Source organism: Microbacterium sp. NPDC057407 (genome assembly GCF_042803895.1).
In the GTDB taxonomy this organism is placed as follows: Bacteria; Actinomycetota; Actinomycetes; order Actinomycetales; family Microbacteriaceae; genus Microbacterium.
The window spans coordinates 187,481-202,337 of the sequence record NZ_JBHVCA010000003.1 but is presented as its reverse complement, the minus strand read 5'-3'; the positions used below and the strand labels follow the sequence as shown (position 1 = coordinate 202,337).

General features: G+C 71.1%; 15 protein-coding genes. 8 read left to right on the top strand and 7 right to left on the bottom strand.

All coding sequences use genetic code 11. The annotated features are described in order from the left end of the window. Nucleotides 1-29 precede the first annotated feature (29 nt). Nucleotides 30-1,043 (top strand): LacI family DNA-binding transcriptional regulator, encoded by a 1,014-nt coding sequence (locus tag ACFUTX_RS09675; RefSeq protein ID WP_378863407.1) that lies wholly within the window; start codon nt 30-32, stop codon nt 1,041-1,043. Between the two features lie 187 nt (nt 1,044-1,230). On the opposite strand, the gene ACFUTX_RS09670 is transcribed toward ACFUTX_RS09675, so the two are convergent. The 3 genes from ACFUTX_RS09670 to ACFUTX_RS09660 form a co-directional block, all read right to left on the bottom strand. Then, the gene (locus ACFUTX_RS09670; RefSeq protein WP_378863404.1) at nt 1,231-2,577 is read right to left on the bottom strand and encodes a uracil-xanthine permease family protein; all 1,347 of its coding nucleotides are present in this window, start codon (nt 2,575-2,577) and stop codon (nt 1,231-1,233) included. A 215-nt stretch (nt 2,578-2,792) separates the two neighbouring features. Continuing rightward, nucleotides 2,793-3,746 (bottom strand): phosphoribosylaminoimidazolesuccinocarboxamide synthase, encoded by a 954-nt coding sequence (locus ACFUTX_RS09665; protein WP_378863401.1) that lies wholly within the window; start codon nt 3,744-3,746, stop codon nt 2,793-2,795. Between the two features lie 65 nt (nt 3,747-3,811). After that, nucleotides 3,812-4,228: a hypothetical protein gene (locus ACFUTX_RS09660; RefSeq protein ID WP_378863398.1), complete on the bottom strand. Its 417-nt coding sequence runs from the start codon at nt 4,226-4,228 to the stop codon at nt 3,812-3,814. 26 nt (nt 4,229-4,254) lie between these two features. Between ACFUTX_RS09660 and ACFUTX_RS09655 the strand changes: the two genes are divergently transcribed. Continuing rightward, entirely contained in the window at nt 4,255-4,875 is a 621-nt protein-coding gene (locus ACFUTX_RS09655; RefSeq protein ID WP_378863395.1) for a PadR family transcriptional regulator, read from the top strand. Continuing rightward, nucleotides 4,872-6,401 (top strand): DHA2 family efflux MFS transporter permease subunit, encoded by a 1,530-nt coding sequence (locus ACFUTX_RS09650; protein ID WP_378863391.1) that lies wholly within the window; start codon nt 4,872-4,874, stop codon nt 6,399-6,401. Before ACFUTX_RS09655 ends, ACFUTX_RS09650 begins: the two co-directional genes overlap by 4 nt. Nucleotides 6,402-6,528: 127 nt before the next feature. On the opposite strand, the gene purD is transcribed toward ACFUTX_RS09650, so the two are convergent. After that, nucleotides 6,529-7,800, bottom strand: coding sequence for a phosphoribosylamine--glycine ligase (purD, locus tag ACFUTX_RS09645; protein WP_378863388.1), 1,272 nt, complete (start codon nt 7,798-7,800; stop codon nt 6,529-6,531). A 186-nt stretch (nt 7,801-7,986) separates the two neighbouring features. Between purD and ACFUTX_RS09640 the strand changes: the two genes are divergently transcribed. Beyond that, a complete protein-coding gene (locus tag ACFUTX_RS09640; RefSeq protein WP_378863385.1) occupies nt 7,987-8,352 on the top strand; it encodes a sterol carrier family protein in 366 nt (121 codons plus the stop codon). Between the two features lie 27 nt (nt 8,353-8,379). Here the strand turns inward: ACFUTX_RS09640 and ACFUTX_RS09635 are convergent, their stop codons facing one another. After that, complete coding sequence (locus ACFUTX_RS09635; protein ID WP_378863382.1) at nt 8,380-9,495, bottom strand: hypothetical protein; 1,116 nt, start codon at nt 9,493-9,495, stop codon at nt 8,380-8,382. Nucleotides 9,496-9,578: 83 nt separating this feature from the next. On the opposite strand from ACFUTX_RS09635, the gene ACFUTX_RS09630 reads away from it, so the two are divergent. Next, nucleotides 9,579-9,908, top strand: a complete 330-nt coding sequence (locus ACFUTX_RS09630; RefSeq protein ID WP_378863379.1) for a potassium transporter Trk — start codon at nt 9,579-9,581, stop codon at nt 9,906-9,908. Between the two features lie 18 nt (nt 9,909-9,926). Here ACFUTX_RS09630 and ACFUTX_RS09625 read toward each other — a convergent pair whose 3' ends face one another. Further along, nucleotides 9,927-10,478: a zinc-binding alcohol dehydrogenase gene (locus tag ACFUTX_RS09625; protein ID WP_378863376.1), complete on the bottom strand. Its 552-nt coding sequence runs from the start codon at nt 10,476-10,478 to the stop codon at nt 9,927-9,929. A gap of 118 nt (nt 10,479-10,596) precedes the next feature. On the opposite strand from ACFUTX_RS09625, the gene purM reads away from it, so the two are divergent. The 3 genes from purM to ACFUTX_RS09610 are packed head-to-tail and all read left to right on the top strand — an operon-like array spanning nt 10,597 to nt 14,486. Beyond that, nucleotides 10,597-11,745: a phosphoribosylformylglycinamidine cyclo-ligase gene (gene purM, locus ACFUTX_RS09620; protein WP_378863373.1), complete on the top strand. Its 1,149-nt coding sequence runs from the start codon at nt 10,597-10,599 to the stop codon at nt 11,743-11,745. A 6-nt stretch (nt 11,746-11,751) separates the two neighbouring features. Further along, nucleotides 11,752-13,212: an amidophosphoribosyltransferase gene (purF, locus tag ACFUTX_RS09615; protein WP_378863370.1), complete on the top strand. Its 1,461-nt coding sequence runs from the start codon at nt 11,752-11,754 to the stop codon at nt 13,210-13,212. A gap of 44 nt (nt 13,213-13,256) precedes the next feature. Next, complete coding sequence (locus tag ACFUTX_RS09610) at nt 13,257-14,486, top strand: CynX/NimT family MFS transporter (RefSeq protein WP_378863367.1); 1,230 nt, start codon at nt 13,257-13,259, stop codon at nt 14,484-14,486. Between the two features lie 91 nt (nt 14,487-14,577). On the opposite strand, the gene ACFUTX_RS09605 is transcribed toward ACFUTX_RS09610, so the two are convergent. Further along, nucleotides 14,578-14,754: a DUF3073 family protein gene (locus tag ACFUTX_RS09605; protein WP_378863365.1), complete on the bottom strand. Its 177-nt coding sequence runs from the start codon at nt 14,752-14,754 to the stop codon at nt 14,578-14,580. Nucleotides 14,755-14,857 lie beyond the last annotated feature (103 nt).

Sequence of the window (14,857 nt, the reverse complement as noted above, 5' to 3'; positions counted from 1 at the left end):
GTAGCATCCGAGATGGAAGGCATGGGGAGATGACGACCGAGGCGATACGCGGGACGGTGACGATCGAAGAGGTCGCCGCCGCCGCGGGCGTGTCGCGATCGACGGTCTCCCGGGTCGTGAACGGGTCGACCGCGGTGAGTCCTGAGGCGCTCGAGGCCGTCACCCGCGCCATCGCCGATCTGAACTACGTGCCCAATCGCGCCGCGCGCTCGCTGGCCAGCCGGCAGACCCACGCGATCGCGCTGATCGTGCCCGAAGACACCACGCGGTTCTTCGGCGACCCGTTCTTCGCGGCGATCGTGTCGGGCATCAACGCCCGCCTCAGCCGTTCGGACTACGTGCTGAACCTCTTCATCGCCAGCGACGACCCCGGCGACAAGACGACGAGCTACGTGCGCAGCGGCGCGGTCGACGGGGCGATCGTCGTGTCGCACCACACCAGCGACACCTTCATCGACCGGATCGCGAACGCGGTCCCGGTGGTCTACGGCGGCCGGCCCGTCCGCTCCCGCGAGCGCGACTACTACGTCGACGTCGACAACGTGCGGGGCGGGCACGACGCCACGACGTACCTGATCGAGCGCGGGCACCGCAACATCGCGACGATCACCGGCCCCATCACGATGCCCGCCGGCATCGACCGGCTGCAGGGCTATCGCGACGCGCTCGCCGCGTGGGATCTGCCCGAGGGGATGGTGGTCGACGGCAACTTCACCGCCGACGGCGGCGCCGAGGCGATGCGCCGCATCCTCGAGTCGGGCGAGCGACCCGACGCCGTCTTCGTGGCGAGCGACCTCATGGCCCGCGGTGCGCTGGCCGTGCTGTCGGCGGCCGGGCTGCGCGTCCCCGACGACATCGCCATCATGGGCTTCGACGACTCGCCCGTCGCGACGTCGGTCGAGCCGCAGCTCACGACGATGAGGCAGCCGTCCTACGCGCAGGGCGAGCGCATGGCGACGATCCTGCTCGACCTGCTCGCCGGCAAGCACCCCCGCCACGTCACCATCCTCGAAACGGAGCTGGTCGTCCGCGCGTCGGTGTGAACGGATGCCTCGGCCGAGGCATCCGTCCCCCCTCGGCCCCGGCTCCTCGCGCGGGCTACGGGCGACTGCCCGGCCTCGAAGGGCTTGACCGCCGACCGCTGCAGTTTCCGGCGAACGCGCCGTCGCGCGACGCAGCGCTCGCCGGAACTTGTCGCGCATGAGGCGCAGGGCGTGAGCCCCGGCGGGCTCAGCGCACGTCCGGGCCCTGCGGGTCTCCGCCGAGGGGACCCACCGCGGGGATGGGGCCGCCGTCGTCCGCGCCGGTCTTGCGCCAGCGGGCGATCGCGTTGCCCACGTGGTAGATCAGCAGCGCCGCGGCCGCCCCGAGCACGATCGCGCCGAGCTGGAAGTCGCCCCACTGCAGGGTGAACTGGGCGATCGCGATCACCAGGGCGACGGCGCCGGTGTACTGGTTCACGGGCCGTGAGAAGTCGACGCGGTTGTCGACCCAGATCTTGATGCCGATGATGCCGATCAGGCCGTAAAGGGCAGTCGTCACGCCGCCGAGCACGCCGGCCGGGATCGAGTTGAACACCGCGCCGACGACCGGCGACAGCGACAGCAGGATCGCGAACAGACCGGCGACCCAGTACGCCGCCGTCGAGTAGACGCGGGTCGCGGCCATGACGCCGATGTTCTCGCCGTACGTCGTGGTGCCCGAACCGCCGAACGTGCCGGCCAGGGCGGTCGCCGCCCCGTCGGCGATCAGCGCCCGGCCCGTGTACCGGTTGACGGAGGCGTCGGTCATGGTCGCCACGCCGCGGACGTGGCCGACGTTCTCGGCGATCAGCACCAGGACGACCGGCAGGAACATCGCGATGACGCTCCACGTGCCGGGGTTGCCGAACGCGGGGAGCTGGAACTCCGGAAGGCCGAACCACTTGCCGTCCTCGACCAGGTCGGTGACCGGCCCGAAGTTCACCTCACCGTGGAGAAGCGCGACCACGTACCCGACGATGACGCCGAGGAAGATCGAGATCCGGCCGAGGAATCCGCGGAACAGCACGCTGAACAGCACGACCGCCACCAGCGTGATCGTGGCGGTGAGCGGTGCCTTCTGGTAGTTCGTCCACGCGACCGGCGCCAGGTTGAAGCCGATGAGCGCGACGATCGCCCCCGCGACGACCGGCGGCATCAGCCTGTCGATCCAGCCGAGACCGGCGAACTGCACGATGAACCCGACGAGCGCCAGGAGCACGCCGACCGCCACGATGCCGGCGAGGGCCGAGCCCATGCCCTGTGAGGCGGTCGCGGCCGTGACCGGCGCGATGAAGGCGAACGACGAGCCAAGGTAGCTGGGGAGGCGGTTCTTCGTGATCAGCAGGAACAGCAGGGTCCCGACGCCCGAGAAGAGCAGCGTCGTCGACACGGGGAAGCCCGTCAGCGCCGGGACGAGGAACGTCGCCCCGAACATCGCGATGACGTGCTGCGCGCCGATCGCGACCGTCGCCGGCCAGTTCAGCCGCTCGTCGGGAGCCACGACTCTGCCGGGCTCGACGGTCCGGCCGTTGCCGTGAAGGGTCCACAGGGGCATGCCGCGCTCCTTGCGCTCGAGGATGATGCGACCCTCACCCTAACCGCGCCTCGCCCGCGGGCCTGCACCGGGTGCCCGGCCTCAGGCCCCGGCGCTGCATCTTCCGGCGACCGCGCCGTCGCGCGACGCAGCGTGCGCCGCAAAGTGCCGCGCTCGAGGATCGGGACGCGACCACTGCGCGGCTGCGCACTACGCCACGCGGGGTCGGGCCGGGGTCACGCCGACGCGAGCCGCTCCAGCAGCTCGCGATACCGCTCGGCGGTGCGCTCGACGATGCCGTCCGGAAGCGCCGGCGGCTCGCCCTGCTTGTCCCAGTTCGCCGAGAGCCAGTCCCGCACGATCTGCTTGTCGAAGCTCGCCATCCGCTCCTCGGGCGTCGTGCCCGAAGCCCAGGCTGCGGCATCCCAATACCGTGACGAGTCGCTCGTGAGCACCTCGTCGGCCAGCGTCATGACGCCTTCGCCGTCGACGCCGAACTCGAACTTCGTGTCGGCGAGGATCAGCCCGCGCTTCTCGGCCGTGCGCGCGGCGCGACCGTAGATCTCGAGCGAGAGGTCGCGCAGCTCGGTCGCCCGCTCCGCTCCGACCAGCTCGATGCTGCGCTCGAAGGTGATGTTCTCGTCGTGCTCGCCCATCGGCGCCTTGAACGCGGGGGTGTAGATGGGCTCGGGCAGCCGGTCGCCGTTGTTCAGCCCGGCCGGCAGCGGGATGCCGCACACCGTCGCGTTCTCGCGGTACTCGGCCCAGCCCGAGCCGGTCAGGTAGCCCCGCACGACGCACTCGATCGGCTGCATGTCGAGGCTCTTCACGACCATCGCGCGCCCGGCGACCTCGTCGGGGATCAGGGAGCGCAGGTCGTCGTGCGTGTTCGGCTCGCCGTCCATACCGAGCGTGAGCACGTGCGAAGCGGCCAGATGATTCGGGATGCTGCGCCCGCCGTCCGCGCCCGCGAGCCGGTCGAACCACCACAGACTGAGGGTCGTCAGCAGCACGCCCTTGCCGGGAATGCCGGGCGACAGCACGTGGTCGAAGGCGCTGACCCGGTCGCTCGCGACGACGAGCATGCGATCTGCGGATGCCGCGTCCTCGGCGCCGTCGGGCACGTACAGGTCGCGGACCTTGCCGGAGTAGACATGGCGCCAGCCGGGCAGCTCGAGGGGGCTCGTCACCCGCCCATTATCCCGGCCCGCGGGATCCGCCGGTCACCCGCGGCATGCGCGAGGGCCGGCGCCGCTCAGGGCGTCAGTTCGTCGACGTAGGCGTATGCCTCGGCCAGCAGCGGCCGCCACTGATCGGAGGCGCTCGCGGGAACCAGCATCCATTCCTTCATCGCCCGCTCGCGCATGACCATCCGCTCGAGTCCGCCGTGCCCGTCGAGTTCGTCGACGCGCGCCGCAGGGAGCTTCACCACCATGGCGCCGCGGTAGCCGACGAAGCCGAAGACCTTGCCGCGGACCCGGAGCCCCTCGCTTCCGAACATCGGCCCGATATCGACGCCGGGACGCGCCAGGTACGCCTCGGCGAGCGGATCGAAGATCTCGTGCGCTCGGGCGACAGCCGCGGCATCCGTCATGCCGACACGGTACGCCCGGCCGCCGACATCCGGCCCCCCGCGGCAGAGCCCGGGTGCGCGAGCGGGTGTATAGTCCATGTGGACTATTCGACACGGAGTGACCCATGCGAGACGCGGTGGACCGCCTGACCCCCCTCGGGCTCATGGTGCTCGCCCTGCTCGCCGAGGGCGACATGCATCCGTACGAGATGATCCGCCTCCTGCGCCTGCGGCGTGAGGACCGCCTGGTGACGATCACCAACGGCACGATGTACCACACGGTGGCCCGGCTCGAACGGGCCGGGATGGTCGCCGAGGTCGGCGTCGACCGCGCGGGCAACCGTCCCGAGCGCACCACGTACACGGTGACGGATGCCGGGGCCAGCGCCGCCGTCGAATGGGTGCGCCGCGAGCTGCCGCGCATCGATCGGCCGGCCGAGTTCCGCATCGCCCTCGCCGAGGCGCACAACCTCGACCGCGACGAGGTGATCGGGCTGCTGGCCGAGCGCCGCGGCCTCCTCGCCGCGGCCCGAGACGAGCTCGCGGAGGGGCATCGCCTCGCCCGGCTCAAGAGCGTCCCCGCGCAGTACCTGCTCGAGGTCGACCGTGAGACCGCGATGCTCGCGGCCGACCTCGCCTGGCTCGACGGCCTCCTCGCCCGGCTGCGTCACCCCGACTTCACCTGGGGGCCCGAGTCCGAGCCCTCCGAACGTTATCTCGCCCAGAGAGAGGCCGCACGACTGTGACCGAACAGAAAACGGCGGCCGAGGCCGCCACCGCCACCGCCACCGCCCAGCGAAACCCCTGGCCGGGCCTGTGGGCGCTCGTCATCGGGTTCTTCATGATCCTGGTCGACACGACGATCGTCTCGGTGGCGAACCCCGCCATCAAGGCGGCCCTCGACCCCGATACCAACAACCTCGACAACGTCGTGTGGGTCACCTCGGCGTACCTGCTCGCGTACGCGGTGCCGCTCCTCATCACGGGGCGACTGGGCGACCGGTTCGGACCCAAGAACATCTACCTGATCGGTCTGGCCGTCTTCACGCTCGCGTCCCTGGCCTGCGGCCTGTCCGGCACGCTCGGTGCTCTCATCGCGTTCCGCGCCGTGCAGGGTCTGGGTGCCGCGCTCATGACACCGCAGACGATGGCCGTGATCACCCGCACCTTCCCGCCGAACCAGCGCGGTGCCGCCATGGGCCTGTGGGGCGCCACCTCGGGCGTCGCGATGCTCGTGGGCCCGCTGGCGGGCGGTCTGCTCGTCGACGGCCTCGGCTGGGAGTGGATCTTCTTCATCAACATCCCCGTCGGGATCGTCGGCTTCGTGCTGGCGTGGATCCTCGTCCCCCAGCTCGAGACGCACCCGCACAAGTTCGATCTCGTCGGGGTCTTCCTGAGCGCCATCGCACTGTTCCTCATCGTCTTCGGCCTGCAGGAGGGCGAGACCTACGACTGGGGAGTGATCTGGGGTCCGATCACCGTGTGGGGGCTGATCGTCGCCGGGGTGATCGTGCTGGCGCTGTTCATCTGGCAGCAGGCGAAGACGAAGAGCGAGGCGCTCGTGCCGCTGGACCTGTTTCGCGACCGCAACTTCTCCATCGCGAACGTCGGCATCGCGACCGTCGGGTTCACGGTGACCAGCATGTCGCTGCCGCTGATGTTCTTCATCCAGCTCGGTCGCGGCCTGACGCCGACCGAGGCGGCCCTGCTGCTCGTGCCGATGGCGATCGCGGCCGGCGTGCTCTCGCCCCTCGCCGGACGCCTGCTCGACCGCATCGACCCGCGTGTGCTCCTGGTGCCGGGTCTGCTGCTCGTCGCGACCTCGCTCGTCCTCTACTCGCTGCTGATGAACCTCGACACGCCGATCTGGATGTTCCTCATCCCGTCGTTCATCATGGGCGTCGGCAATGCCGGGATGTGGGGACCCCTCGCCACCACCGCGACCCGCAACCTGCCCCCGCGCCAGGCGGGTGCCGGCGCCGGCATCTACAACACCACCCGCACCATCGGGTCGGTGCTGGGATCGGCGGCGATCGCCGTGTTCATGCAGTCGCGGCTCGAGGCCAACATCCCGGGAGCGGCGGACGCTCCCGGCGGCTTCGGGGAGGGCGGCCTGCCCCCGCAGATCGCCGAGCAGTTCTCGACCGCCATGGCTCAGACGATCCTCTTGCCCGCGGCCGTGATCCTGATCGGGGTCGTCGCGGTGCTGTTCCTGCGGCGGCCGACCCCGATGGCGACGGCGGAGTGGCAGGCGGCCGAAGCCGAGGTGTAGCCCGCGCGGTTCCCCGAACCCCCGAGAGCCACCGGTTCGGGGCGCCGGGCGGGCCCGACGCGCCGTCGATTCCGGCGTGTCGGGGCGGAGACGCGCCCCGACCCGGGAAGAACCCCGGCCGGATGGGTCAGCGCTCGACGACGCGCTCGGCGATGTCGGTGCGGTGCTGGCCGCCCTCGAGGCCGATCTCGGCGACAGCGCGGTAGACGCGATCGCGCGCCTCGGCGAAGGTCGACCCCAGTCCGACGACGTTGAGCACGCGCCCACCCGTCGCGACCAGTCCGGCTTCGGAAGCGGCGGTGGCCGCGTGGGCGAGGTGCACGCCGTCGACGGTGGCCGCGGCATCCGTCCCCGTCAGCGTCCGACCGGTGACCGGCGACTGCGGATAGCCCTCGCTCGCGACCACGACCGTCACGGCGACCGCGTCGGCGAAGGCGGGGCGCGGGCAGGATTCGAGACGACCGGATGCCGCGGCCAGCAGCAGCTCCGAGAGCGGGTCGATCAGCCGCGGCAGCACCACCTGCGTCTCGGGGTCGCCGAAGCGGGCGTTGAACTCGATGACCTTCACGCCCGACTCCGTCAGGATGAGGCCGGCGTACAGCAGGCCGATGAAGGGGGTGCCCTCGGCGTCGAGCTCGCGCACGACGGGCTCCGCGACCTCGCGGGTGACCAGGTCGACGAACTCGTCCTCGCCGCCGAAGCGCTCGGCCAGCCACGGTAGCGGGGAGTACGCGCCCATGCCGCCGGTGTTCGGGCCGGCGTCGCCGTCGAGCAGGCGCTTGTAGTCCTGCGCGGGACTGAGCGGCAGGACGTGGTCGCCGTCGCTGAGGAAGAACAGCGACACCTCGGGGCCGTCGAGGAACTCCTCCACGAGCACCGGACCGGAGGGAAGGTAGGTCTCGGCGTGCGCGACCGCGGCGTCGCGGTCGGCGGTGACGATCACGCCCTTGCCCGCGGCGAGACCGTCCGCCTTGACGACGTAAGGGGAGCCGAGGTCGTCGAGGGCGGCATCGAGCTGAGCGCGGGTGGCGGCGCGGACCGCTCGGCCGGTCGGCACGCCCGCGGCGTCCATGATCCGCTTCGCGAACGCCTTGGACCCTTCGAGCTGAGCCGCGGCCCGGCCCGGGCCGAACACCGGGATGCCGCGCTCGCGCAGGGCGTCGGCGACGCCGGCGACGAGCGGCGCCTCGGGACCGATGACGACGAGGTCGATGGCGCGGTCGTTCGCGAACACCGTCACCGCCGCGGGGTCGTTCGGGTCGAGGTCGACGACGGTCGCGTCCTGGGCGATGCCGGCGTTGCCCGGAGCGGCGAAGACCTGGTGGCCCGCCTCTTCCGAGCGGAGGGCGAGGATGATGGCGTGCTCGCGCGCGCCCGAGCCGAGGACCAGGATCTTCACCCGCCCAGCCTACCGACGGCGTCTTCCGCGTTTCAGCGTGGAGTCGTGTCGAGAATCGCGGAGAAACGACGCATTCGGCCGCGCCCGCCGGCCGGGAGACGGCGGTTCTCCGGGATTTCCGACACGAACATGCCCCGCACCGCGCGCGGCGCGTCCGTCCTCCGCTGCACGGCGTAGCGTGGACACATGCCCCGCAGGATCAGCACGGACGAAGGGCGAGCAGCCCTCGAGGCCGTTCGCGCCGCGGGCGAGGCATCCCTCCCGTCGCGCACCGACATGGCGACCGCCGTCCGCTACCTGCTGCAGCTGCTGGCCGAGAAGGCGCCCGGCAACTCCGTCGAGGTGCGTGTCCCGCCGTTCGGTGCAGTGCAGGTCGTCGAAGGCCCGCGTCATACGCGTGGCACCCCGCCGAACGTCGTGGAGACCGATTCCGCGACGTGGATCGCGCTCGCGACCGGCGCCGAGCACTGGACGGATGCCGCGGCCCAGGGCCGCATCGCCGCCTCGGGCACGCGCGCCGACATCTCCGACCTGCTCCCGCTGCGTCCCTGACCCGGCCCGCGCGCCGAGGCGAAGGCGTCAGCGGCGATGCCAGATGCCGTCGTCGTCGCGCGCCCAGCGTTGCTGGTCGGAGTGCCGGACCGCGGCTCCGCGGAACCAGTACGTCTGGTCGGGATTCCACCCGGCGATGACGGACGCCGTGTCGTCGGCCACGGGAACCGCGACCCCGGCTGCCGACAGGTATCCGCGGACGGTCAGGTGCACGGCATCCGCCTCCTGCGCCACGCGCGACCAGTCGGGGATCACCCAGCGTCCCGCGCGGCCCGTCGCACGGAACCAGTCGTGACGGCGTGAGGCGGTGACGTCGATCGGATGACGCCGGCAGAGGTCTACCCAGTCCTCGGGCGCATCGATCTCGATCACTCGGGTCGCGAAGACGTCCACAGGGAGGGCGACGGCTGTCTGGGGGCCGAGAGAGTCCTCTTCGAACCAGAGGCCGGCTGGCCCCCACCCCGGCAGCGAGCGCGTCGTCGTCACAAGGGGGAGGAAGGGAATGGACCACCACTCGCCCGAGGAGGAGGCCGCCGGATCTGCAGGACGATCACGCCCGGCCGCCGACTCTTCGTCGGCGACCGCCGAGCGCCACTCGCGAAGCATCGTCGCGACATCCGTTGCGCCCACGCTCGGCGACCACCCGACGGTCCACTGGTCGGCTGCATCGACCCCGGTCGACCACCACTGCGCTTGCGGGGCGGCGGCGATGGCTTGGGCGAACCGCGTCAAGCTGTGCCGGATCTCATCGGTTCCGACGAGGATGTCGTCCGCGTCCGGTTCCTGCCAGTACCGCGCGACGTCGACGGACACCGCGAGCATGTCGCGCAGATCGTCGGCGGTGTGAGCGGCGAGGTCGACTCGGTCCAGGGCGGCGGCGGCATCTGCCGGGGTGACAATCGGGCCGTCATCGGGGCCGGGGTGATACCGGCCGACCGAGCTGGTCGTCAGGAGCGCGCGGGTGTCGGGGTCGAGCCGGATCGCCGCCCACCACAGCGCCGACCATGCGTCCGAGGGATCGGCGAGCTGGTCCGCGGTCGGCTGAGCCGCTCCCCGCGCGCGCTCGGCGCAGAGACGGGCGTACTCGAGGGCCACGCGCCTGCCCCGGGGGCCGGCCAGCAGCGTCGTCGCGTCGAGAGGCATCCCGTCACCCTACCGACCAGGCCCTTCCCTCGCGGGTGCCGATCGGCGGCCTCGGCCGCGGCCGGGAGTGGGACAATGAAGGCATGGGCGAGCACCACGAGGACCGCATCGAGAAGGTGCGCGTGCGCCGCGCGCCGAAGTTCGGGGTTTTCCTGGCGGCCGGCGCCGCGCTCGGTCTCGTCGGCGCCATGATCCTCACGTTCTCCTTCAACGGCAGCCAGTGGATCAGCCCGAACACCGGCCTGATCTACTCGCAGGGTCAGGTCTTCGGGTTCCTGCTGCTGACCTGCATCCCGGTCGGGCTCGCCATCGGGGCCGTGATCGCCCTCATCTTCGACCGACGCTCGCGCAGTCGGGCGAAGTCGGTGACCGTCGATCACGAGTCCGTGCAGACCGACCCCGACATCTTCTGACCGGGCCGAGCGACCACGTCAGGCGAGGTCGGCGATGATCGGGTGGATCGCCGCGTCGAACGCGGCCACATCCCCCCGCAGTCCATCGGTGACGGCGACCGTGAGCGAGCCGATCCACCACACCCCCCGCTGAGCCAGCGGCAGCACCTGCACGTTGAGCTCGAACGAGTGAGCCCGCCGCCCGACCTGGCGCTCGTGCTCGGCGATGGCGCTGGCGTACGCGCGATAGGCCGTTCCCGTGCCCGAGCTCGCGTCTCGGCGGTAGCGGGCGTGCGCCGACTGCGCGAACGCGCGCGCCTCAGCGGCATGGGGGACGACCGCCTCGTGCAGCTCTTCCGCTCCCTCGGCGGGAAGCGCCATCAGCGTGTCGAAGCCCTCGACGAGTTCGAGCGGGACCGGGGACGGGTGCGCCTGCTCGGACCGGGCATGCGTGCGGGGAGGGATGCCGCGAAGATGCGGCAGCTCGTCGGGGGAGCGGATGCCGAGCACCTGGCGCAGGTAGAGGGCGACGAGCACGGGCTCACCCGCGTCCTCGCGGATCAGCCACTCCGGAGCCCCAGCGCCGCCCATGACCCACATTCTAAATCCGGCGCCCCCGCCGCTGCGGCCGTTCTCCACAGGCCTCGACCGCCCGAGAGCGGCCCGGAAGCGGGCATCCGGCCGGGCGTGCCGCCGGTAGGCTGGAGGCGTGGCCTCCTCTTCGCCCGACTCCTCCTCCCCGGTGAACCCCTACGCCGCTGCCGGCGTCGACACGGCTGCGGGCGACCTCGCCGTCGAGCTGATGAAGTCGGCGGTGCGCCGCACCCACGGCCCGGAGGTGCTCGGGGGCGTGGGCGGCTTCGCCGGCCTCTTCGACGTGTCGGCCTTCAAGAGCTACGAGCGGCCCCTGCTCGCGACGAGCACCGACGGCGTCGGCACCAAGGTGGCGATCGCGCAGGCCATCGACAAGCACGACACGATCGGACTCGACCTGGTCGGGATGGTCGTCGACGACATCGTGGTCGTCGGCGCCCAGCCGCTCTTCATGACCGATTACATCGCATGCGGCAAGGTCTTCCCCCAGCGCATCGCCGACATCGTCCGCGGCATCGCCCAGGGCGCGGCCGAGACCGGCACGGCGCTCGTCGGCGGCGAGACGGCGGAGCACCCCGGACTGCTCGGCGTGAACGACTACGACGTCGCGGGGGCCGCGACGGGCATCGTCGAAGCCGACCGCGTGCTCGGGGCCGAGCGGGTCCGCGACGGCGATGCGGTGCTGGCGCTCGCGAGCTCGGGGCTGCACTCGAACGGCTACTCGCTGGTGCGCCACATCGTCGCGGGCGCCGGGATCCAGTACGGCGACCGCGCCCCCGACCTCGGCTCGCACGGCACGACCTGGGGCGAGGCGCTCCTCGAGCCGACACGTCTCTACACGCAGCCGCTGCTGCGGCTCATCGCCGAGACCGGCGACGCCGTCCATGCCCTCAGTCACGTGACGGGCGGCGGCATCGCCGCCAACCTCGCACGCGTGCTCCCGCACGGCACGTGGGCCGAGGTCGACAGGTCCACGTGGTCGCCGCCGCCGGTGTTCCGCGTACTCGCCGACCTGGGCGACCTCGAGCTGCAGTCCACCGAAGGCACGTGGAACCTGGGCGTCGGCTTCCTGGCGGTCGTCTCCGCCGAGAAGGCGGATGCCGCGGCATCCGTCCTGACCGCCGCCGGCATCGCGACGTGGCAGGTCGGAGTCGTGCGAGGCGGAGCGCGGCCCGACGGCGATTTCGAGCAAGGCGCGAAGGGCGTGGACGGCGGGGCCGTCCGCCTGGTCGGCGCATTCGGCGACAACAACGGAGCGAACTGACACCCCATGTGCGGAATCGTCGGCATGGTGGGCCGCGGCGCGGTCAACCAGGAGATCTACGACTCACTCCTCCTGCTGCAGCATCGCGGTCAGGACTCCACCGGCATCGCGACGGCCGAGCCCAACGGGGTCTTCCACGTGCACAAAGAGAAGGGCCAGGTCCGCGAGGCGTTCCGCACGCGTGACATGCGCGCGCTCCTCGGCAACCTGGGGCTCGGCCACGTGCGGTACGCCACGAAGGGCACCGCGTCGAACGAAGAAGAGGCGCAGCCTTTCTACGTCAACGCGCCCTACGGCATCGTGCTGGTGCACAACGGCAACCTGACGAACACCCGCGAGCTGACGCAGGAGCTGTTCCACAAGGACCGCCGTCACCTCAACACCAGCTCCGACACCGAGCTGCTGGTGAACGTGCTGGCCAACGAGCTGCAGGGCGCGATCTCGGGCGTCGAGCTCGAGCCCGACCAGATCTTCCAGGCGGTCAGCCGGGTGCACGAGCGCGTCGAGGGATCGTACGCGGCCATCGCTCTCATCGCGGGCTACGGTCTGCTGGCGTTCCGCGACCCGTACGGCATCCGTCCCCTCATCCTCGGCACCCGCAAGAACGCCGACGGCACCTACGAATGGGTGGTCACGAGCGAGTCGCTGGTGCTCGAGAACGGCGAGTTCGAGATCGTGCGCGACGTGGACCCCGGTGAGGCGGTCTTCATCGACCTCAACGGGCACCTGCACACGCGCCAGTGCGCAACCGACCCGAAGCTGGTGCCGTGCTCGTTCGAGTACGTCTACCTCGCGCGGCCCGACTCGGTCATGAACGGCATCTCGGTGTACGAGGCACGCCTGCGCATGGGCGAGCGCCTCGCCGACACGATCGCGAAGTACACGCCCCCGGGAGCGATCGACGTCGTCATGCCGATCCCCGACTCGTCGCGGCCGGCCGCCATGCAGGTGGCCCGCAAGCTCGGCATCGAGTACCGCGAGGGGTTCTACAAGAACCGCTACGTGGGCCGGACGTTCATCATGCCGGGACAAGCGGTGCGCAAGAAGAGCGTGCGGCAGAAGCTCAACGCCATGTCGAGCGAGTTCAAGGGCAAGAACGTGCTCCTCATCGACGACTCGATCGTGCGGGGCACCACGTCGAAGCAGATCATCCAGATGGCGCGGGATGCCGGAGCCAAGACGGTGACGTTCGCCTCGGCCGCCCCGCCGGTGCGGTTCCCGCACGTGTACGGCATCAACATGCCGTCGCGGCACGAGCTCGTCGCGCACGGGCGGACGATCCCCGAGATCGCGGAGGAGCTGGGGGCGGACTACATGGTCTACCAAGAGGTGGAAGACCTGAAGGCCGCGATCCTCGAAGGCTCCGACGTCGACGACCTCGACATGAGCTGCTTCGACGGACGCTACGTCACCGGCACGGTGTCGGAGGAATACCTCGCCTGGGTCGAAGGGTCGCAGGAGTCCTGACCCCGCGCTCACCGCGCGTCTCGGCGGCCCGTAGGCTTGATCGAGTGACCTCTTCCGCCTCTCGCCCGTTGTGGCAGGGGCGAGCACTCGCCCTCGTCGGCATCGTCCTCTTCGCCTTCTCGCTGCGCACGGCGGTGGCGTCGCTGTCGCCCGTTCTTCCGCAGGTGCAGGGCGAGTTCCCCGTCCCTGCCGTGGTCGTCGGGCTCATCGGCACGGCGCCGCCCGTCTGCTATGCGGTGTTCGGCCTTCTGACGCCGTTGCTCGAGCGGCGATTCGGGCTCGAGAAGCTCGCGCTCGCGGCGATGATCGTCGCCGCCGCCGGGATGGTGTTCCGTGCCCTGGCGGTCGACGCGGGCACGCTCCTCCTCGCCACCACGGCGATCTTCGCCGCCGTCGGGGTGGGGAACATCCTGCTGCCGCCGCTGGTGAAGCAGTACTTCCCCGACCGCATCGGCCTGCTCACGACGGTCTACTCGACCGCGATGGCGGTCGCGACGTTCACGCCCCCGCTGGTGGCGGTGCCGGTGGCGGATGCCGCGGGCTGGCGCGCCTCGCTGGGGCTGTGGTCGGTGTTCTCGCTGCTCGCGACGATCCCGTGGATCGCGATGCTGGTGCGGCGCCGCTCCGGGACCGCTGAAGTCGACGTGGAGGAGGCGAGCCCCGCCGCCCTCGGGCGCATGTGGCGCCTGACGACCGCCTGGGCGCTGGTGGTCGGCTTCACGGTGTCGGGAGTGCTCGCCTACACGGCGTTCGCCTGGCTGCCGACGATCCTCCAGGACCTGTCCGGCGTCAGCCCGGCCACGGCGGGCGCGCTCCTGTCGCTGTTCGCCGCGATGGGCCTGCCCTGCTCGCTGCTGGTGCCCGTCCTGGTGGTGCGCTATCACGCGACCGGTGTGCTGTTCGGCGTGTCTGTGGTGTCGGGCCTCGCGGGCGTCGCCGGCCTGCTCTTCGCCCCCGCGGCGGCGCCGGTGCTCTGGGTGGTGCTCTTCGGCACCGCCCCGCTGCTGTTCCCGCTCACGATGGTGCTGCTCGGCCTGCGCGCCCGCGACCCCGAGACAGCGGTGGCCCTGAGCTCGTTCGTGCAGAGCGTCGGCTACGGGATCGTCGCCTTCTTCCCGGTGGGGATCGGGCTCGTCCACGATGCGACGGACGGGTGGACGCTGCCGCTGCTCATGCTGGCGGTGGTCATCGCCGCCGCCATACCGGCGGGTGTCGTCGCTGCGCGCCGGGGCACGGTCGAAGACGAGTGGGAGCGTCGCTACGGGGCGTGGTGAGGCATCCGCTCATCGTCGACGGCACGCCGAACAGCGGCCTCACCCGCGAAGCGGGGGGACGGATGCCGCGAGAAACGCGGCCGCGTGAGGGCTACGCCTTCTCGTCTTCGTACTCGTCGGAGTACTGGTCAGCCCACTTGTCGACGTAGGCGTCGTCGCTCGGGTGCCCGAGCTCACGCTCGAGTGCACCGTAGTTGACGCTGTGCACGTCGTACTTGAGTTCGCGGGCGATCTTCGTGTGCTTCGCCTTCTGACGGCCACGCCCCATGCGAGACCCCCTCATTTGTGAGTCGCGGGCTTCGGAGTGCCCGCCGCAACGACGCCGGCTCGAGGCCGGTAAGAGTAGCATTCAGGATAACACGGAGCCTGTG

Coding starts and splice junctions, on each gene's coding strand:
- ACFUTX_RS09660 (WP_378863398.1), bottom strand. CDS start 4,228: ATGGACTATACACCCGCTCGCGCACCCGGGCTCTGCCGCGGGGGGCCG.
- ACFUTX_RS09670 (WP_378863404.1), bottom strand. CDS start 2,577: ATGCCCCTGTGGACCCTTCACGGCAACGGCCGGACCGTCGAGCCCGGC.
- ACFUTX_RS09605 (WP_378863365.1), bottom strand. CDS start 14,754: ATGGGGCGTGGCCGTCAGAAGGCGAAGCACACGAAGATCGCCCGCGAA.
- ACFUTX_RS09630 (WP_378863379.1), top strand. CDS start 9,579: ATGGGCGAGCACCACGAGGACCGCATCGAGAAGGTGCGCGTGCGCCGC.
- ACFUTX_RS09625 (WP_378863376.1), bottom strand. CDS start 10,478: ATGGGCGGCGCTGGGGCTCCGGAGTGGCTGATCCGCGAGGACGCGGGT.
- ACFUTX_RS09635 (WP_378863382.1), bottom strand. CDS start 9,495: ATGCCTCTCGACGCGACGACGCTGCTGGCCGGCCCCCGGGGCAGGCGC.
- ACFUTX_RS09675 (WP_378863407.1), top strand. CDS start 30: ATGACGACCGAGGCGATACGCGGGACGGTGACGATCGAAGAGGTCGCC.
- ACFUTX_RS09655 (WP_378863395.1), top strand. CDS start 4,255: ATGCGAGACGCGGTGGACCGCCTGACCCCCCTCGGGCTCATGGTGCTC.
- ACFUTX_RS09640 (WP_378863385.1), top strand. CDS start 7,987: ATGCCCCGCAGGATCAGCACGGACGAAGGGCGAGCAGCCCTCGAGGCC.
- purF (WP_378863370.1), top strand. CDS start 11,752: ATGTGCGGAATCGTCGGCATGGTGGGCCGCGGCGCGGTCAACCAGGAG.